This window comes from Turicibacter sp. H121, assembly GCF_001543345.1.
GTDB classification, from domain to species: domain Bacteria; phylum Bacillota_I; class Bacilli_A; order MOL361; family Turicibacteraceae; genus Turicibacter; species Turicibacter bilis.
Genome location: NZ_CP013476.1, coordinates 2,510,983 through 2,530,697, shown reverse-complemented (window position 1 = coordinate 2,530,697; position 19,715 = coordinate 2,510,983). Strand labels below are relative to the sequence as shown.

The following is a 19,715-nucleotide window of genomic DNA, read 5'->3' as shown; positions in this document are numbered from 1 at the left end:
ATACATTTACTCCGTAAATGGCAGGTGACCCATCACCTCATACAACCTTTTGACTTCATCAGGCAATTCCTCTCTTGCACTGTAAGCCAAGTCACAATTTCCTCTTAATTTGTTTTCCATTTTCACTTCCCCTTTCACATTGATCGTTATAAAAAAGCCATTCAATTGAACGGCTTAAAAGAAAATATAAGAGATTTTACTTGAATTTTTAAAAATAGTAATGAGTATAGGGTAACGGTTTATCTCGTTACATTAATGATTATATCCTGATTTGTGCTTTCATCCCAGTAAGATTCAATCGCTTAAATTATATATCAAATCTTTATTTGACTGATTAATTGGTTGTTTTATTTGCTTGGCCGTTGGAGATTAGATATAACAAATATTTAGAGTATTGTCTAATTTTTTAATAATCTTATTCCAGTGCGTTTAAAAAAATACCCTAGTAACAATTGATAACGATAAGATCTGATCCTAGAAAACTAAACAGTTCATTCTCTCCTTATATCCCCTTGTATGTGTATAGCACATCAACAGAACACTAAACATCATTGCAAACTCGGGGAGTTTGCCACGTAACCTAAAACAAAGTGGACCCCCTGCCATTTACGACGTAAATGTATCTTCCGCTAGTAGGGAATGCGTACAGACCAACTATAAGTGTCAAACAGTTCAAACATTTACCGAGGTCCAAAGCCTGTATACAACGTTTGGCGATGATATCCTTAAAAGATATATCAACTATTCTTGAAATGAATTTGAGTGCCATCTTTTTTATCACGAATTATCCCCTAAAAAGGTAAATCATCATCACTAACGGAAATAGGATTCATTGCCCTATTTAGACTGCCAGCCAAAGTTGTAGCGGTTGTAAAGGGATTGTTGTAGTTTTGACTGGTGGGAGAGTAATTAGGATTTGAGAAGTTCGGATCATAAGGATTATTACTTGTTTCAGTAGTGGGATCATGTTGTGCCTTAAAGGTGTCTACTGATTCTAAGGCATTATTACTTTTCTTCGATTCCAAGAATGTGAATCGATTGACTAAAACTTCTGATAGATACTGGCGGACTCCCGCTTTATTCCCTACCAATTGAGGATGGCTAAGAGCTTCGCTACTTAGCGCAGGGGACCTATTCTCATAATTTCTCACTTGTAATCGCCCTTCTATCCCAATCATCTTTCGTTTAGGACATACCTATCAATGGTTTGAGCCGTTTTATTCCAGGCTATACAGTTAATAAAATCCGCCTGGTTCCTTTGATGATCTAGTTAAAAAACTAGAAGAACTAATCGATGTCATGGAAGTCTTATTCGGATTAGGTCATAAACTTGGCTACACCGAGCAAGATTTACTAAACAAACGCCAAGAGGAAAAAGAAGCATGTGAAGGCTTCCACAAAAATATCATCTTAAAATCAACAAAATAAAAAGACACCCGCTAACGTTAGCCATTAAGTCTAACAATGGAGGTGTCTTTTTACTTAATCTATTTTTTTCATAATCACGTTCAACCAACTAACGTTCTCACGACCTGGAATCATATCTGTTGTGACTTCTACTTCTTGAAGTTCTAAATTAGGAAACTCTTTCAGTAAGGTACTGAATGAAACTTCAGTAAAGTCATTAAAGTATCGTCCGTCACGCTCACCTTCAAAATCACCGTATTTGAATGAAGCATAGAAATAGCCATCCTTTTTTAACGCTTTCTCTACTCTCTTTAGTGTCTGTTTTAATTCATTAGTTGGTAAATGTAATAAAGAGGCGCATGCCCATACTCCATCAAACTCATTAACAGCATCTAGTTCATTAAATAACTGACAAATGACATCTTGCCCGATGTTTTTGCTTGCAATTTTGCATAATTCTTTAGAACCATCTACGGCAGTCACTTTATAACCCTTTTGAAGGAACCCTTTACTATCTCTTCCCGATCCACACCCTAAATCTAAAATATGCGCATTCGGTTGAAGATATTTTAACAGCATCTCACGCTTACTATCAAACTCAATATTTAAAGTTGTTTCATTGTATGCCTCAGCACACTGATTATAATAATTTAATGTTTTAGTCATCGTTGCCCTCCTAAAGTTCTTTTCTACAGTGAATGATTTAGCCATGGTGTTAAGTTAATTTCTGTTGCAACGCGAACGTAGACGTTTTTTGATTTTGTTGAATGTTTTTTATCAAATTGAAAAACACCAAGAAATCGATAATAGTTTTGTCCTAGATTATTTTTACTTTTAGCAAATATAATTCGATATTGATTTGTTTCACCTACTGCATAGCGAATATCGCCTTTTTTATGATTTTCTTCATATATATAGTTCCAATCGCTTGATAACGTATTAATCCATCCATTTGCGACGGCTTCTGCTTTTCCTTCTACCATTACTGCAAGCTTAGGACACCAAACAGAGTATCCCTCACCGAGAGGAATTCCACTTTTTTGATATCCTTTATAGTTCTTGCCAAAACATCGTGCAATCATTGTAATTTTATCAAACTCTAAATGATCCTCTACTCGAATGATTTGTTTTTTAATACTTTCCTCTGCTGCATCGAGCTTCACAACCCAAGGTTTAATTTGACGGTTAATTAAAATTGTCTGACTTTCATGAACAATGTCATTAATTTGATTTTCAATCGAATCAATACTTTCATATGCTTTGACTCTCCTTAAAATAAACCCTTGCGTTTCTTCAACCGAGTCTAACATTTCTTCTATACTTAACGTTCGAATTCTATCTTCTTCATCATGTTCAAGATGGTATTTTTCGTCACATTCAATCCCATAATTGATTTGTGGAAAATATAAATCAATTAATGCGTATCTCCCATCTGACCGCTTCACATATTGCTGCGTTACAGGTTTGACATCTAGACGATTTAACTTATGATAAATTCGATTAATGATGTAATTTTCATAATCTTTACGTTTCGTTCTGGATAATGTCTTAATTAAATACTCTCTTTTTTATCTTCAATAGACTTTGATTGATTACTTAATTTGTTATACATTTTTACACTCATCCCACTTTTTACATGATTTAAACTAAGTTTATTTTAACAAATTACAGAAAAATATGACATACTTTGGAGATAATTTTAATTTAATAAGCAATCCCATTGATTGTTTTTTAAAAGACCTCAGTTGTATATTGAATATACAACTGAGGTCTCTCATTTTTAGGAAGATTAACTGTTAAAATAATAACGCTTCTTGTACTGCATCTTCCACGTAGACGCGCGAGGGAATCACCAGGTGGGGTTCGACTTCGCCTTTGATGTGTTGGCTTTTTAAGTATTCACAGCCTTTTTTGAAACTTGATGGAACGAGACTTAAGGAATAGATGTTTTCAAATCGACTATAGATGGAGTCCCCCCCTAGCCCGGATAAACAAATTAATTGAGTGTTGTTTTTCTTTGCGAGTTCAATGAGTGGTTTTAAAAGGTGAGCTGCATTCGTCTGGGCAAATGGGTTATCCATGAGTAAAACTTTTCCTTCTTCAAAGCTTGAGAAGATATCTGTTTCGTCTCGACGCATGAAAGAAAGTAAACTTGTTAAAATAACGAAGGCGGATAAGAATCCTTCCCCTCCTGAATTTTTCGCCACTTGCTCCCATGTGATTTGATATTCACGTTGCTCTTCAATTTTATATAATTTAATCTCAACATTTGACGTTCCAACAATTTGGTCATAAAGTTGTTTGGTTGTCACTTGATGGCCAATAAACTCTTCGATATTTTCATTATTTTGCATGAGTTGTAAGCAATGTTGCGTTAATGAGTTGACAAAGTCGTTCATTCGCACGTGATAAACATTGGCATTACTTTGCCAATCAGGTAGCTTGATGCGAAGCATTTTAATGTTTTTCCCACGAATCGGAATACTTGAATTTTGATCAATTAAACCGAGTTGTTTATGAATTTCTCCGACATAATCAAGTAACAATTGAATGACATTGCTTTTCTCTTTTTCACTCATTTCAATATCAACATCTAACTTTTTCATTAGGCTGTTAAAGACTTGATGCATCGTGTCGTACTGCTCGATAAACGATTGCGGGACATGTTTGCATACAGCAAATCGCTGTAATGGACAATTAAAGAAATCCTCTTCAAATAGAGGGAGGCGACTCATTCGATTAAACTCATCGCTAATTGAATGTTTTAATGTTTCGACCATTTTTTGTTGTTGTCTATAATCACGAAGTAATGTTCCTCTCTCTGTTTGCCATGCTTTTTCATCATAGCTTCGATAGCTTGAATCAATGACAACGTCTGTTTCAGGTAACTCTTGATTATATTCGACTAAATTCGATTGCTCACGGGCGTATAACGCTAATGATTGCTCGAGCGTATGAAGACATTGCTTCACCGTTTTAATTTGTGCTTGATTTTGTGACAGCAATATAATGAAATCCCGCTTCACGACTTCAGATTTATCTAAAATCTCGGTTTCACCTAAATCACGTTTTAATAAATCATAGGCATTTTTCTTCTCAGTTTCATATTTTGCAACTGAAATCTTTAACTCATTAATCACCTTTTCTTGTTCACGAAGTTCATGCGTCAATCGTTCAATCTCATGTAACACCTCTTCATGCGCAAATTTATCATAGGTTATGTGTTGGTAATCAGCATCTGAAAGTCCATAACGTTGCATGAGTGTATGAAGTTGCTCTTCTTCAAAGTTAAATCGCTTTTTCGCTGAAATGAGGTCTTCCTCGCTGCGATGTAGCACCCCATCTAATTGATCTTTAATGGCCTCATACTCTGCTAATAAATCCTCCACATCTTTTCGTAATTCTTCTCCTTCTTCATAATGCTCAAAGCGTTGAAGAACTGCTTGTGACTGGGATAAACGCGCTTGTTTTTCACGCTCACTGGCTTTTAATCGATCGTATGATTCATGAAGTTCTGCTTGCTGTTGCATCGCCTCATCAATCTCGCTTAACGTTGTATTTAATTGCTCACGGACGTCTAATAACTCCTTCAGAAACTGAACATAACGCTCATAAGCAATTATAAATTGTTCAAAATCTTGAAGTTTCAATTGAGTAAAGTGAATCTGTTCTTGACGTGTCGTTAACTGTTTCAAGATCGCGTCTAATTCTCCACGAAGACGCTCTTTTTCCGCTTGAAAATGAAGAAGTTGTTGTTGTAATTCATCTTGTTGTGTTAAGGAATCAGAGAGTTGTTTTTTAGCATGATCATATGTTGTGGCAGATAGTTTTTGATATTTTAAGACACCTATTTGCTCCTCATATCGTTCAAGATGAAGACGTTGTGTGGCACACTTATCTTGAATCTCGGCAATTTCTTTTTCTTTAAGCAGTAACAATTGTTGCAAACGGTGCTCGTCTAATAATTCTTCATTAAACCAAACATAAAAATGAAGGGTATCTAATTGACAATAACCAGATAAATACGTTGTGGCCGGTGCTTGTTCTAATTGTTCCCTCAGAATCATCGGTACAGGGAATGGCGTTTTAATTTGAAGGTCAATACGTTTTAATCGCTTCATCTCTGTAGCATTTAAAATCAAACTGTAGGGCAAAAATGGATTTTTCGAAATAAGGAGTTGATTTTCTTCGGCTGAACGTTGATTTCGTTTTAACCAGTCTATTCCTTGGATATATTGAATCCCTTCATCCGCTAGACGTTGTTTTAAATCATCAGGAATCGGCAAAACTTCTCCCGATTGAAGTTGTTGTTTTTCTTTTTGTAAACGATCCATTTCACGTTCAAACTCACGTAGACGTCCTTCAACGGTTTGGCGCTTTTGGTGTAGCGCCTCTATCATGCCATCTGTATCAAGAACGGCTTCTTCAGGCCAAGCAATGTAACTACGAATACGATGACGAACTTTCAATTCCTCTTCTAATTGTTGTAGTTCTTGTTGATAGGCGTTGATCATCATTTTTAACGACCCAAGTGCTTCTTTAGCATCTTCTGAATCACGATTCACCTTATGCTGCAACTCTTTTACGTGAAGCTCTTGTTCTAAGTCTTGTTTTTTTTGTTTCTTGAGTTCTCCAAGCTGATGTTTGATCGAGTCGATTGTCTCCTTTAACAATCCCGCTGCATAAAAACCTTCTAAGTTTCGTTGAATAGCTTCGTCATACTTAGAAGATAAGCGTTGTTCGTCTTGATCAAATTGTGAAATAGCTTGCTCAAGTCGCCCTATTTGAGTGGAAAATTGCTGACGATCCTCTTGCTTGATCTCTAATTGCTTGTGAATGTGTTTTTGTTGTTGCATCACATCTTTTATTTGCCAACGAACATGAGTTAAGTCAGCTTGTTCACGTTCGACTTGCTGTTCATACGCTAAACTTAAACTATATCCAAGATTTTGTAAACGTGGGAGTAAATCTTCTTGACTTTTTTTCGCAACGGCAAGTTCCGATTCACAACGCTGAACATCTTCTGACGCTTGCTTATACGATTGATAACGATTCGCTGCTTCATAGATGCGTTGTTGTCTCACGGTTATTTGTTGACGCTCTTCTAATTGAGTTAACCGATGTTCTTGCTCACCTGTTTCCTTAAGTAAGGTTGTTATCTGATCCATTAAATCATAAATGACAAGGGATTGTTGTTCATAAGCTAGACGATGTTGTTGTTGAGTTAACTGCTCTAATTGCTGGTTCTGCTGCTCCTTTGCCTGTGTCGTTTCTTGGTGTAAGACATCTAAAATGGCATATAATTTAGCCAATTGATATTCATACTCATGCACTTGAGTTTCATTCTTAAGTAACTGTTTTTCAAGCTCTAAAATCGGCTGCATTTCTTCTTGAAAACGTAAAATTCCTTCTTTTTTTTTGAAATTTCCTTCGTTCGCCTGATACTGTAAGATATATTTTTTTATTAGTGTTTCAAAGTTTTTCATGCGGTCTTGCTGCTGATTGAGCTTATTTTCAATCGCTTCTAAAAACCATTTTTCTGTGAGCCCTTTTTCATCTTTTGCATCCTTAAATAATTCAGATAATCCCGACTCTTTTAAATTGACCTTTTTGATGATGGACTCCCATTCTTTATAATAAATTTGAAATTCTTCTAATTTATTGAAGTAGGCACGGCTACGTGCCGGCTGATTCATATCATAGTAATCAAATTTAAGTTGTTTATCTTGTTTACATTGCTCAAATAATTGACGACAAACATGAAACCCTTTTAACGTCTTACGCTGACTTTCTTGAATCAGTAGCGGGAAGTTTTGAATATCGTAATCATTTTCTGACGTATATTCATGAATAAAGTTAATCATTTCAAGGTCAAAACGATGATCCTCGTCCTCTTTCAGCTCTTGATTTTTACGAACCATCATTCCCGTTAACACATACCCAGCCTCATGATCTAAACTCCATTCCACTAAAATAAACGTTGGCTGATTCGTCGTAAAATAGCTAGCAAATGGACGATCACTCGTATCACGGTAACGTTTATGAACAAACGGAGCGGTTAACATTTGAATTAACACCGATTTACCGCCCCCATTCCGTAAAGAAAGTAGCGTATTTTCATTGACTAGTTCAAAGCATTCATCATCAATTCGAATGGCGTTATTATTGTAATTTAAGTTGACAATACGGATACGATTAATTCGACTCATTTTCGGCCTCCTTTAGGACGTGTAATACTCGAGTATAGTTGTTTTGATTTAATAAATTAAAATCCATCAGTTGATCGAGCTTTTTCGTTGTTGTAATCATTTCATCAGCTTCAATGTATTCAATGAGTTGTTGCTCTTGTAAAAACTTAAAGATTCCATGTAAAAATCCTTCTTTTGTTGTTTTTTGTTTTGAACCTCGATCATCACTTCGTAGCGCTTCAAAGGCTTCTAGCATGTTACTATAGGCAATGCCAAGTTGCTGTTGTTGTTCTTCGTCATAGTAGGTTGCGCCTTCTTTTAAACGCTCGGCAATGATATTTTGTAACTCTCCCACACGCATAAAGTCTCGCCCTTTTGCACTTTGTCCTTGTCCATCATAAAATTCAACAAGTAAGGTTAAAATGACAAATTGAGATAAATAATAATCTTTATCTGTTCCCGATGATTTACAAAGGACTTTTTTTAGTTCACGTTTTGAAAATCCTAGAACTTCATTTTCCTCTTTTGGAATTAAGTAGATGCTACTTCCATAACGTTCAATGACACAATTGGCAATTTCGCCTTGGCTTTTGACTAAATTCATCACCGTTTCATTTCCAGTATAGGCGTAATAAAGAGCTTTGTCTTGTTGCTCATTTAATTCACGCTGTGAAAGTAAGTGATAAAAGATTTGCTGGCTAAGTTTTACTTCTTCTATTTGATAACTCATGTTACTTCACCTCTAATTTAATGTTAGAACATTTAATCGTCTTTTTACGCCCTTCTTCATCTTGAACGTGCTCAAATGTCACCACTTTTTTTGTTTCTGTTCGAGTGACCGTCAGCGTTTCAATTCGTTTTAATGGAAATTGTGCTTCCAGTACATCAAGCAAACAAGTGCTCAGCTGAAATTCAAAGGTTTGTTCACTAATATTTTCGGAACGTTCTTGTTTTAAGCGTTGGATATCGAGTTCTTTCGCTTGCAATAATTCAATCATAATTTCTTTAAAAATTTCAACGGTTGGAATAAGCTGTTGTAATTGAGCGTCATTCAGTTGTCGCTGGATCTCATTTAGTTCAATACTTCCCGTTTTAAAAACAAATGACAGTAAAAGGGTTAGACTATCCCGATAACGCTGAAGTCGTTGCTGCTTTTGTTCAAGGATAAAGGTTTCCATTGATTCTTCCTCAATTGTGGTAAAAAACTCTTCTTCTTTTTTCTTTTTTGAAATCGGGCGTTGTAACTCAATACTTTTATTAAGGTTATACGTCTTTTCTAATGGTTTCATAAATAACGGACGTAAGAAATAATCCATAAAATCCAAGGTATGTGGTTGTTTTAAGACTTCTTCATAAAGTTCAGTGCGTAAGTTAAATCGTTGAATCATCCCCATTTGCGTCAAACCTTCAAGTTCTTTGGTATACAAACTTTTCAAATCAAAATGTAAGTTTAAAATTCGCTGATGTTCATCAAGGGCTTGATTTAAATAACTTTCAATCGTTTTTAAATGCCCTAAGTTTTCACGTTCATCTTCTGCAAGCTTTTGAATCGTAATATCTTTTTCTTCTAGTTCTTGCATTCGACGTTTAATATTCTCGCGATATCCTAAAAATTTCTCTTTGGTTTCTTCAATAATGCTTAAATTTTGTTCAACAACTTCTTTATAGTCATCCACTGAATATAGCAAGGCATTTTGACGGATTTTTCGCATGGCTCCCTCAATTTTTTGAAATTGAATGCGCAATAAATTAAAGATATTTTTGACATCATCCACCGCTTTATCGTACGTTGCCTTCTCTAAGTGCAGTTTAAAGATCATCTCTTGAATCGTTAATTGTAAATGACTGTCGACTTCAAGGGTAGATAACATCAGTTCATAACCTTCATCGGTTAAGTAATACGACGTTCGTTTCAATTCTTGATCGATGTAAACCACTTTGTTTCCGACGAAACTGATATAAATGGACTCATACTGGCTTTCTTCGTAATTATAACTCTCAAAGTACATCGGACGTCCTTCATTACAAAGGGCTACATCAACAATAAAAATAGCCAGCTCTTTTGCTTGTTCATAGGACAGTGACTTCTGATAAGCTTGCATGTTAAGTTGATCAATGAAATTCGCAATGTCATCCATCGTGCACACCTCTTCTTTGAGTGAGCACTCCATAATATAAAGTAAGACTGAAAACATGAGGTTGACTTGTTCATAAGATTCATCATACCCATAACTTTTCCATGTCGTTTTGGCTAAACTGTTCTTAAACAAGACCGCATAAGCACCCACTTTTTTCATACGCATTTGAAAGTGTCGTAAAAAATCGTACTGCATGTCCTTCCCTCCTAAAAATCTTCCATCGTCAATATTTCTTGTGGAATATAATACTCATTCTCTAAAATGGCTTTCATGGCTGACACCTCATTAAAATAGCTAAAGAAAACGCCTTGTTCGTGACGGTTTTGTTTTTCTTTCGTCTTTGGTAATGGAAGATTGGCTGCTTTTTGAAGCATCGCCTCATATGCTGACACCAATGGCTCACAGTAAAAATGGGCGCATAAACTTTCATAGATAATGATTCCTTCATAATCTAAATCTCCAAAATAGTAAAATCGATTGTCTTGGTGCAATAAATACGGTTCAACGCTCGTGTGAAAATGTTGAAATCCTTTAACGCCCTTTTTACCGCCTCCATAAATTAAGGTACTGATTCGACACCCAAGAATCTCTTTATGCCCCTCAATTAAATATTTACGCAAACTATAAAACGTATCTTTGTTTTCAATAATTAAAATATTTTGAGGCGTCTCTTTACAAGCACTAAAATACGCCAGGGGTTCTGCTGTTTCATAAATATTTAAATCAGTCATTGATAGGCCAACATTTTTTAAAAGTCTGTTTCCTTCTTCTAAGAGAAACTTCTCTTGTTGCCAAATCTGAAAACTGCGTTCATTGATTGCAGTGGGATGTTCTAAATCAGATGATTTCGTTTGAAAAAAAGAACTGAGCTTCAATATGGCTTGACGATCGTTGCTATATTGCGTTAAATGAGTCAGGTAATAATCGTTTTTTAGTTTGGGATGAATTAAATAGAGTAACTCCTCACGAAGAGTTGCTTCATTTTCTATCGTGACTTGAATTCGGTAAGTTTTATACAATGCTGGTTTTTTCCCATTACTCCCACTACTTTTGATTGGGATGATGACTCCTGTTTTTAGTGCCTCTTGTATAAAATGATATAACTCTTGATAGTTACCTAGCTTGTAATGTTCCTCAATAGTTGCTAAGTCAATCTTTTTACGAGGATAGTGTTTAAAAAAGTCCATTATATTCACCTCTATTTTTATCTGACAACTTTTACGATAATTATACATGAAATATAAAAAAGAGTCCGCTTTTTATCGAATAAAAGTTGAGTGAACTCTGAATTTTATCATTTAAAATAAGGACACAAACTGAAATATTAGGTGTCATCGTAAATCATTTATCGCTGTTATCCTTAAAATTCGATAAATTGTTGTAGTCGTGAATTTTTTCTCATGTTAAAATGGATAAGATATTTCAGATAAGGAAGTGTTAGTATGAAGCAAATGTCTTCTAAGTATTTAAATTTAAATTTATTATCTGCCATGGCTAACTCTGGTGATGGATATGTTATTTTAATCACTAACTTTGGCCATGTCATGGGACGTTTATATTATGCTGGAGATCAACTAGATGAAACGATGGCAGGAATCATCTCGGCAGCAAAAGATGAAGTGATTAAAAACATGTGTGAAGAGGACATCGAATTTATCGGGGATGGCAGCATGATCTGTGTCAAAGAGGCTATCGTCACTTATGCAGCGGGACATACACTAAGTTTTGATGAATTAACGCTTCATTGTGATCAAATCGTTGGATTCTCACCGATTGACCGTGAATCATACGTTGCAAACTTAGAACAAGAATAATTTAAAAATTAGTCTTGATAAAGATTGAGGTGTTTTTTTGTTTAACTAAGCACTGTTTCTCCTATAATAAGGTATTCGAGGTGATGAAAATGAATATCTTAGATATTTTACATACACTTGGCTGGAAAATTATTTCAGCCGATAATTTTAGACAGATTTATGTGATTACTCAGAGTAGTGAACGATTAGCTAGAGCACAAGAAGTGGCTAAAACTTATCAAGTCACCATTGATGAAATGTGCTTTGATGAAACTGGAAACCTCTACATTAGCTTTATGGATAAAAAAACAAAAGAATTTGTAGATAATTATTATCATAATGGAATGGATCCCCATGAACTTTATTAAAGACAGATGTCAAACGACTAATAAGAGATTTTAAAAATTGATAACCGAATAAAAGAAGTCTGATTAGTCAGCAGTTCATAAAGAGTCAAAAAAAGATCATAAAATCCAGCATGAATCGAATAAATTACCAATTACATGCTGGATCACGACTAGTCTTGTCAATTTAATTCATCTTGCTTTGTTTTCTGTGCCACAATTAAAAAACGATGGCGTGTAAAATCGATATACCCTTGTTGATCAATCACAGCTTGTATCGCTTCTAAACGATCAAAGTATTTTTCCACTGAAAAATCAGGGATTTGCCAACTGATCGCTTTTAAATAATAAACAATGGCTCCCACATCATAAAAACGTGTGAATGAGACATCATCCGTTGCCTTTAAAATCGTTAATCCTGCTTCTTTTAAACGGTTCACAGCACAACGTAAACTCCAATTGGAAAAGTGACTGGGTTCTGCATTTAACCAGATATTCAACTCACAGTCATTTAAACCACCGACTTGTTGAGTAATGAAGTAACCATCTTCTGATAAAAGACGTGCCACTTCATCTGCGTTAAAGGATTCATGCTTATTCATGATCACATCAAACGAATCCTCTTCAAATGGTAAATGATCATCTGATTCAATTGGAACGACAGTTACTCCAAGTGGTGCTAAACGATCAGCAGCAATCGTTACATTAGGTTCATACCCTTCTGTTGCAAAGGTCACCGCTGGAAGTGGTGCGAATGAACTTAAATATTCACCGCCACCTGTGCCCATATCTAATAATCGGTGACAATTTTCAAGATATGGCTTTAAAACATTTGAAAATTTCCACTTTAAAGGAAACTCTACCATTCGACCACTGTCTTCTAAGTAACTAAAATCCCATCCTGAAAATGGTTGTTGTTCTTCTTTAATTAATGTTTCAAAAAGCCCTTGACTCATACTCACTACCCCTTTACTCCTTTATTTCTAACGATCGTCTTTCCCCAACGAACGTTAGCATTCACTCACCTACTCACTCACGTCATGGTGATAGGACTCTATTTGAAGATCAACGTCTTCAAATTCAAACTTTGCAAAAAAAGAAAGATCAATAAGTTGCTTTAGCTGATTTGAAGTCTTACAATGTCTTCCCTACCTATATGGGCCTTCAAATCATGACGTTCAATGATTATGATACACTGTATCAAGTCCTTGAATACTAGCCTTACATGACTGATGCCACTGATCATTATCTAAAAAGCTTTCGATATAACCCACTTGACCATCATTTATGATTAATAACGGATACCATTTGAATGGTACGTTTGAAATAGGTTTCAGTCATTCAACTTGTTGCTATGTCAATTCATCTAGGAATAGCGATAGCCATTTGCTTATATAACCTATCATCTTCAACATTTTTACATCAGCTTAAAAAATTAAATGGCCTCGTTCTAAGAATCGATCCCCATCCTTTGAGACGCTAAAGTGTGCCATCTAGATCTAACATAATTCACTCATCAGCCTAAAGCATTTTAACTTTTCTTTTTTGTTAAATTAAGAATATTATACACTGTTTTTCAAATAAAATGTAAAAATTTTTCAATATTCCCACAAATTACTGTAACGGTTGAATGATGCACTCAGAATCTTTCCAATTATCAGGTGAATAAAGTAAGTAAAAAGTCGTATATAAATCGGAATCTTCAAATAATAAGTAACCTGTGACACTTTCTTGTGGTGCTAAGGTGCCACTCGTTAACTCGGATTGATTATCAATTAATAAAAGACTTGGCATCGTTAAACGACCTTGCTCATTCATTAATTTAAAATCAAAAGCGGTATATTCTTGATTTTCAGCCGAGTGATTTGTCAACTCAACACGAACAGCAACAAATTGATGATGTTCTTTAGCTTGCGTGTATTTAGTTTCTTTGATTAACTCTGTTTCTAAAACTTTGAGTTGTCTGTTATTGAGTTCGTCCACTGACTTCCATTGTTCACTTAATACGACTTCAGATTGTAGCGGTAGGGACTGGTTACTTGTTTCCATTAAATTGATTTCAAGGGTTTGTTTTGTAAATAATGAGGGTTCGTGATAATAAAGCTTTAAATCCGTCGCTCCTTTAGGAACTTCAAATAGTAAGGTGCCCGTCACCATTCCTCCGCTAGCTAACTCGGTTATTCCTAATGTTTCTACTTCAGATATTCCCATAGCTGATTTTACCCGATTAGGACTTGAACTACACTCTAACTCAAAATGAAAGGGATAGTACGTCATCGCACGATTACTTGGATTTTTAATACTTAATGAGACTTCAATATATTCAAATCCAGCTTTAGCACTCTGATTCATTCGCCTCACTTCATGAACTTGAATCATCGTTTGTTTTGTCTTGATGATTTCTCCAATTTTGCTAACACTGACTTCTGTTGAGGCTTCTTCATTGGATTCTGCTTCTGTAGCTAGTGGTAAATACGTTAAGGTCAAATAGGATTCGTCAATCGGTTGTAAATAAACTAGGGATAACTCAATGGTTTCTTCTCCCGCGAGATCAATCCTTGTTTCTGTCGTATCCTCAATGGTTGGTGTTAAGACTTCAAGCATCCCTGTTTGTAATTGAAGTTCACGTGTATCAAGTGTATAGGGCTCATTCATTTTATTTGTTACCCTTAAATCTAATTGAACAAACTCATATCCTTCAGGTGCATTATAATTTTCATTACCTAAAGAGGTCTGCTGATTCAGAATATTAATCTCTAAATGATTGGTATAGCCGGTTTCAGCAATTTTATAAATTTTCATTCGCTCTCCTACCTCAATGGGAGAAAAGACAAAAATATTAGACGGTTCTTCCTCAGGATTAAACTCAGTATAAGTCTTGGGTAATGATTCACCGATTTGTGTGATGATGACTAATAAAAGTGTCACACTTCCAAAAAGTGCAAGCACACGTCTTCTAGTTTTAACGGAAGGAATTCCCCATCTAATGATGACTTCAGGGCTAAAAATACCGGTGATAAAACATAAGAAGCAGCAAAGTAGTAAGATTGATTTTATGTCTGGCATATGAATCCTCCATTTCGCCTAGTTAATATGAGTTATTATATCGCATGACGGATGGTAGCATTTGATATTACTCATTCTTCGATAAAAAAATCATTCATTAAACGTCTTTAAATAGAGAGGAAGTTGTCTCAGTCCGTCACATTCTCATTTCTTCTGTCAAAGGAAAACAAAAAAAGAACGGAAACCCGTTCTATTAATGGTTCAGTAATTTAGCAATGAGCGCATCAGTAAACTGTGTCGTTGTCGCTGTTCCACCCAAGTCTTTGGTTAAGTCCTGCCCTTGCTCATATACCGCATAAAGGGCGGCCTCAATGCGATTGGCTTCATTTAGAAGGTTTAAATGTCGAAGCATCATGATTGCAGATTGAATCAAAGCTGTTGGATTGGCCTGATTACAACCGGCAATGCTCGGTGCACTACCATGAACAGCTTCAAAAATAGCAATCTCTTCTCCAATATTTGCGCCCGGAATTAATCCTAGTCCACCTACAAATCCGGCACATAAATCAGATAAAATATCGCCATATAAATTCCCCATCACTAAAACATCTGAGGATTCAGGATGCAAGACTAAATTCATACACATCGCATCTACAATTTGTTCATCATATTCAATGTCAGGATATTGTTTTCGAATGTCACGAACACACTCTAAGAATAAACCATCACTTAATTTCATAATGTTCGCTTTATGAACGGCCGTTACTTTTTCACGTTGTTGTTGATTCGCGAGTGTAAAAGCATACGTTGCAATGCGATCACTTGCTTTTTTAGTGATGACCTTAATACTTTCAGCCGCTACATCTCCGATTTTATGTTCAATTCCAGCATATAAATCTTCTGTATTTTCACGAACAATAATTAAGTCAACCTCCTCATAACGGGAAGGAACCCCTTTAATACTTTTAACGGGACGTACATTGGCGTATAAATCAAAGTATTGTCGTAAGGCCACATTGACACTACGAAAGCCTGATCCAATCGGCGTTGTAATTGGGCCTTTGAGCGCTACTTTGTTTTTTTGAATAGAATCTAAGACGGCCTGTGGCAGTGGAGTCTTTTCTTGATCCATCACTTTCGCTCCCGCTTCAACGATTTCAAATTTAATCGGAACCTTGGCAGCTTCAAAGATTTTGACGACAGATTGACTAATTTCTGGTCCAATGCCATCCCCTGGAATTAATGTGACTGTTCTCATTAAGCTTCCTCCCTTTGACGAATTAAATTAATGATCCCACCTGCTAGAATCGCCTCTTTTTCACGAGGACTTAATGGTAAATGAACGGTAAACGTGCTTTGTTTACTCTGATTTGTCACTGTAAGCTGTGTTTGATTCAATTCAATGGCCTCTTTTAAATTTTTGATTGATAATCGATCTCCTTCTTCAATCAAATCATAATCTGAAGACTGTTCAAATTCAAAAGGAAGGATTCCTGAGTTAATTAAATTTGAGCGATGGATGCGTGCAAATGACTTAGCAAAAACAGCTTTGATTCCTAAATACAGTGGAACAAGTGCCGCATGTTCACGTGAGGAACCTTGTCCATAATTTTCTCCTCCAACAATAAAGCCTTGCTTCGCCTGTTTGGCGCGTGAAGAAAAAGTAGAATCAATCGTTTCAAAGCAATGGTTCGATAAATATGGGATGTTTGAGCGATAAGGGAGAAGCTTAGCATTTGATGGCATGATATGATCAGTGGTAATGTTATCTTCTACTTTCAATAACACCGAGGCTTCTAAATCCTTTTTAAGTGCCTCATTTAATGGGAACGATTTAATATTAGGTCCTCGAACGACGTCTTGTTTTAGTTCGTTTGGTAAAATAATACTATTATCTAACACTTCAAACTGATGAGGGAATGAAGGGTGCTCAAACGTTGTTGCTTGCAATGGACTAACTAATGTCCCACTGATTGCTGAATAAGCCGCTGTTTCAGGTGAACATAAATAAACTTGTGCGGATAACGTTCCACATCGTCCATAAAAATTACGGTTAAATGTTCGTAAACTCACGGCATGACTGGCAGGAGCTTGTCCCATTCCAATGCATGGACCGCATCCAGATTCTAAAATTCGCGCCCCACTAGCAATTAAATCTGCCAATGCTCCATTTTGAGCTAACATCGTTAATACTTGTTTTGACCCTGGTGAGATGACCAGACTGACATCTGGATGCACCCTTTTCCCTTTTAAAATAGCAGCGACTTTCATTAAATCAAGATAAGAACCGTTCGTACAAGACCCAATGGCCACTTGATCGACTTTTATAGCTCCCACTTCTTCGACGGTTGAAATGGCATCTGGTGAATGAGGTTTGGCCACAAGTGGCTCTAATTCATCTAAATCAATTTCATAACATTCATCATAATCAGCATCCTCATCTGCAACTAATGCTGTAAAGTCTTGTTCGCGTTGTTGAGCTTTTAAAAAGGCGTATGTTTGCTCATCACTTGGGAAAATGGATGTCGTAGCTCCAAGTTCTGCTCCCATATTAGTCATCGTTGCGCGTTCCGGAACCGTTAATGTCTTTACCCCTTCTCCACTGTATTCGATAATTTTACCAACGCCACCTTTGACACTTAGTAGACGTAAAACTTCTAAAATAATATCTTTAGATGAGACACCCGTTCTTAGTGCCCCAGTTAGTTTGATTTGAACCATCTTGGGCATCTTTAAATAGTACGGTTGACCTGCCATAGCAAGTGCAACATCTAAACCACCTGCCCCAATGGCTAACATGCCAAGCCCCCCACACGTTGGCGTATGTGAATCACTCCCAATTAACGTTTGTCCAGGTACTCCAAATCGTTCAAGATGAACTTGATGACAGATCCCGTTGCCAGGCTTTGAAAAATAAATCCCATATTTATTAGCGACCGTTTGAATATATTTGTGATCGTCTGCATTTTCAAAACCAACTTGTAACATATTATGATCGATATAGGCAACTGAGCGTTTAGTTTTGACCTGATCAATATTCATCGCTTCTAATTGTAAATAAGCCATCGTTCCTGTTGAGTCCTGTGTTAACGTCTGATCAATGCTGATTGCAATTTCTTCTCCTGCTTTCATCTCTCCATGAAGCAGGTGTTTTTGAATAATTTTTTGTGATAATGTTAATCCCATTATAAAACGCCCCCATTAGATTTTAAAAACTCGACATAATTGGCTAACTCTTCATCTGACATAATTCCAATTCGACCTTGTTCAAATTCCTGATCGACAAATCTTTTTAATCGACAGACGAGTGCTGAGTTTTTATCTACAGCCTCCTCTTCTTTTAACTGATAATAGTTATTCACCCAATGAGCAATTCCAGCTAATCCTGAATGAGCAGAGATTGAGACAAGGGGTGGACGATTTAAAAATTTATCCGTATCAAAAATATTATAAATTTCTTCATTTTTTAAGAGGCCGTCGGCATGAATACCGGCACGAGTCACATTGAAGTTTTTTCCAACAAAAGGAGTATTAGACGCCACTTTATAACCAATTTCATGCTCATAATAAGAAGCAATCTCTGTAATGACAGTAGGATCCATGCCATCTAGTGTTCCTTTCAGCTGGGCATACTCAAACACCATCGCTTCAAGAGGCGTATTTCCAGTTCGTTCTCCAATCCCAAGCATCGTACAATTTACGCCACTAGCTCCATATAACCAAGCATTCGATGAGTTATTGACGGCTTTATAAAAGTCATTATGCCCATGCCACTCAATTTGTTCACTTGGAATTTGAGCATGATGATTGAGTCCAAAAATAATTCCTTGAACCGAGCGTGGTAAAGCCGCTCCTGGATAAGTAACCCCATATCCCATCGTGTCGCAAGCTCTCACCTTAATAGGAACACCACTTTCATTACTTAATGCTTTCAGCGCCATGGCGAATGGGACTACGAATCCATAAAAATCAGCACGGGTAATATCTTCGAGGTGACATCTTGGAATGATACCAACTTCTAATGCTTGTTTAACGATGCCTAAATAATGATCAAAAGCTTCTTTACGTGTCATCTTTAATTTTTTAAAAATATGATAATCCGAGCAAGAGACTAAAATACCCGTTTCTTTTAATCCCATCTCATGAACTAATTGAAAATCATCCTTATTCGCACGAATCCATGCTGTGATTTCTGGAAATTCATAATCTAATTCTAAACATCGATAGACGGCTTCTCGATCTTTTTTCGAATATAAGAAAAACTCACTTTGACGAATCTTTCCTTGGGGTCCACCAAGACGATGTAGCATTTCATACAGTGTTACCATTTGATCAACGGTATAGGGTGCGCGTGATTGTTGTCCATCTCTAAATGATGTATCTGTTATAAAGATATCATCTGGCATACGTATAGGAACCCGCGTATGATTAAATGTCACCTTTGGAATTTCATCATACGGATAAACATCGCGATAAAGATTTGGATCTTTAACATCATTTAATAAATAATTAAATTCAATCGCTTCCATTAAATTCGTTCGGTTATTAAATTTAATCATCAAACTCATCCCCCTATCTATGACTGACTTATACCAAAAACACAACTTTTACCAATTAATGGTATTGTAGCATGCTTTATACGAAATATCAGTAACTTTGAAAATTGTTTTACTATCTTTTTAAAATCAAACGTTCCTTTAAACTCATCCTCATTATAAAATGGGATAAAGTAACATAAAAAGCGTTTTTAAAGGTCGGTTTTTATCATTTTTTAGGTTTTCATTATTTACATTGTAAAAATCTTGTGTTAAATTAAATAACGTTCGCCAAAAAGTGTAG

At 36.0% G+C, this 19,715-nt stretch carries 15 protein-coding genes; 3 read left to right on the top strand and 12 right to left on the bottom strand.

Annotated elements, in window-relative coordinates:
- Positions 1–791 precede the first annotated feature (791 nt).
- On the bottom strand, positions 792–1,151 hold the full coding sequence (locus tag AT726_RS12110; RefSeq protein WP_068759693.1) for a hypothetical protein: 360 nt from the start codon (positions 1,149–1,151) through the stop codon (positions 792–794).
- Positions 1,152–1,299: 148 nt separating this feature from the next.
- Here AT726_RS12110 and AT726_RS13465 point away from each other — a divergent pair, with 148 nt between their 5' ends.
- Complete coding sequence (locus AT726_RS13465) at positions 1,300–1,428, top strand: hypothetical protein (RefSeq protein WP_256637908.1); 129 nt, start codon at positions 1,300–1,302, stop codon at positions 1,426–1,428.
- A 54-nt stretch (positions 1,429–1,482) separates the two neighbouring features.
- Here AT726_RS13465 and AT726_RS12105 read toward each other — a convergent pair whose 3' ends face one another.
- The 6 genes from AT726_RS12105 to AT726_RS12080 form a co-directional block, all read right to left on the bottom strand.
- Positions 1,483–2,073, bottom strand: a complete 591-nt coding sequence (locus tag AT726_RS12105; RefSeq protein WP_068759692.1) for a class I SAM-dependent methyltransferase — start codon at positions 2,071–2,073, stop codon at positions 1,483–1,485.
- Positions 2,074–2,096: 23 nt separating this feature from the next.
- The gene (locus AT726_RS12100) at positions 2,097–2,912 is read right to left on the bottom strand and encodes an AbaSI family restriction endonuclease (RefSeq protein ID WP_335338326.1); all 816 of its coding nucleotides are present in this window, start codon (positions 2,910–2,912) and stop codon (positions 2,097–2,099) included.
- 291 nt (positions 2,913–3,203) lie between these two features.
- On the bottom strand, positions 3,204–7,616 hold the full coding sequence (locus AT726_RS12095) for a hypothetical protein (RefSeq protein ID WP_068759690.1): 4,413 nt from the start codon (positions 7,614–7,616) through the stop codon (positions 3,204–3,206).
- Positions 7,603–8,325: a DUF6063 family protein gene (locus tag AT726_RS12090; RefSeq protein ID WP_055243964.1), complete on the bottom strand. Its 723-nt coding sequence runs from the start codon at positions 8,323–8,325 to the stop codon at positions 7,603–7,605. The genes AT726_RS12095 and AT726_RS12090 overlap by 14 nt, the downstream gene beginning before the upstream one ends.
- A gap of 1 nt (position 8,326) precedes the next feature.
- The gene (locus tag AT726_RS12085) at positions 8,327–9,928 is read right to left on the bottom strand and encodes a hypothetical protein (RefSeq protein ID WP_068759689.1); all 1,602 of its coding nucleotides are present in this window, start codon (positions 9,926–9,928) and stop codon (positions 8,327–8,329) included.
- Positions 9,929–9,939: 11 nt separating this feature from the next.
- Entirely contained in the window at positions 9,940–10,920 is a 981-nt protein-coding gene (locus tag AT726_RS12080; protein WP_068759688.1) for a Wadjet anti-phage system protein JetD domain-containing protein, read from the bottom strand.
- Positions 10,921–11,175: 255 nt separating this feature from the next.
- Here AT726_RS12080 and AT726_RS12075 point away from each other — a divergent pair, with 255 nt between their 5' ends.
- Both AT726_RS12075 and AT726_RS12070 read left to right on the top strand, forming a co-directional pair.
- The gene (locus AT726_RS12075; protein ID WP_068759687.1) at positions 11,176–11,547 is read left to right on the top strand and encodes a hypothetical protein; all 372 of its coding nucleotides are present in this window, start codon (positions 11,176–11,178) and stop codon (positions 11,545–11,547) included.
- A gap of 89 nt (positions 11,548–11,636) precedes the next feature.
- A complete protein-coding gene (locus tag AT726_RS12070; protein WP_068759686.1) occupies positions 11,637–11,894 on the top strand; it encodes a hypothetical protein in 258 nt (85 codons plus the stop codon).
- Positions 11,895–12,052: 158 nt separating this feature from the next.
- On the opposite strand, the gene AT726_RS12065 is transcribed toward AT726_RS12070, so the two are convergent.
- The 5 genes from AT726_RS12065 to AT726_RS12045 all read right to left on the bottom strand — a co-directional run bounded on the left by AT726_RS12065 (position 12,053) and on the right by AT726_RS12045 (position 19,435).
- Complete coding sequence (locus AT726_RS12065) at positions 12,053–12,826, bottom strand: class I SAM-dependent methyltransferase (protein ID WP_068759685.1); 774 nt, start codon at positions 12,824–12,826, stop codon at positions 12,053–12,055.
- Between the two features lie 658 nt (positions 12,827–13,484).
- On the bottom strand, positions 13,485–14,936 hold the full coding sequence (locus tag AT726_RS12060) for a DUF4352 domain-containing protein (RefSeq protein ID WP_068759684.1): 1,452 nt from the start codon (positions 14,934–14,936) through the stop codon (positions 13,485–13,487).
- Between the two features lie 193 nt (positions 14,937–15,129).
- Positions 15,130–16,134: an isocitrate dehydrogenase (NAD(+)) gene (locus tag AT726_RS12055; RefSeq protein ID WP_068759683.1), complete on the bottom strand. Its 1,005-nt coding sequence runs from the start codon at positions 16,132–16,134 to the stop codon at positions 15,130–15,132.
- Positions 16,134–18,062, bottom strand: a complete 1,929-nt coding sequence (locus AT726_RS12050; RefSeq protein ID WP_068759682.1) for an aconitate hydratase — start codon at positions 18,060–18,062, stop codon at positions 16,134–16,136. The genes AT726_RS12055 and AT726_RS12050 overlap by 1 nt, the downstream gene beginning before the upstream one ends.
- Entirely contained in the window at positions 18,062–19,435 is a 1,374-nt protein-coding gene (locus AT726_RS12045) for a 2-isopropylmalate synthase (protein ID WP_068759681.1), read from the bottom strand. The genes AT726_RS12050 and AT726_RS12045 overlap by 1 nt, the downstream gene beginning before the upstream one ends.
- Between the last annotated feature and the right edge of the window lie 280 nt (positions 19,436–19,715).

Excerpts from the sequence above, each read along its gene's own strand:
- AT726_RS12075 (WP_068759687.1), top strand. The coding sequence starts at position 11,176 with ATGAAGCAAATGTCTTCTAAGTATTTAAATTTAAATTTATTATCTGCC.
- AT726_RS12065 (WP_068759685.1), bottom strand. The coding sequence starts at position 12,826 with ATGAGTCAAGGGCTTTTTGAAACATTAATTAAAGAAGAACAACAACCA.
- AT726_RS12055 (WP_068759683.1), bottom strand. The coding sequence starts at position 16,134 with ATGAGAACAGTCACATTAATTCCAGGGGATGGCATTGGACCAGAAATT.
- AT726_RS12090 (WP_055243964.1), bottom strand. The coding sequence starts at position 8,325 with ATGAGTTATCAAATAGAAGAAGTAAAACTTAGCCAGCAAATCTTTTAT.
- AT726_RS12050 (WP_068759682.1), bottom strand. The coding sequence starts at position 18,062 with ATGGGATTAACATTATCACAAAAAATTATTCAAAAACACCTGCTTCAT.
- AT726_RS12085 (WP_068759689.1), bottom strand. The coding sequence starts at position 9,928 with ATGCAGTACGATTTTTTACGACACTTTCAAATGCGTATGAAAAAAGTG.
- AT726_RS12060 (WP_068759684.1), bottom strand. The coding sequence starts at position 14,936 with ATGCCAGACATAAAATCAATCTTACTACTTTGCTGCTTCTTATGTTTT.
- AT726_RS13465 (WP_256637908.1), top strand. The coding sequence starts at position 1,300 with ATGGAAGTCTTATTCGGATTAGGTCATAAACTTGGCTACACCGAGCAA.
- AT726_RS12080 (WP_068759688.1), bottom strand. The coding sequence starts at position 10,920 with ATGGACTTTTTTAAACACTATCCTCGTAAAAAGATTGACTTAGCAACT.
- AT726_RS12095 (WP_068759690.1), bottom strand. The coding sequence starts at position 7,616 with ATGAGTCGAATTAATCGTATCCGTATTGTCAACTTAAATTACAATAAT.
- AT726_RS12045 (WP_068759681.1), bottom strand. The coding sequence starts at position 19,435 with ATGATTAAATTTAATAACCGAACGAATTTAATGGAAGCGATTGAATTT.
- AT726_RS12105 (WP_068759692.1), bottom strand. The coding sequence starts at position 2,073 with ATGACTAAAACATTAAATTATTATAATCAGTGTGCTGAGGCATACAAT.
- AT726_RS12070 (WP_068759686.1), top strand. The coding sequence starts at position 11,637 with ATGAATATCTTAGATATTTTACATACACTTGGCTGGAAAATTATTTCA.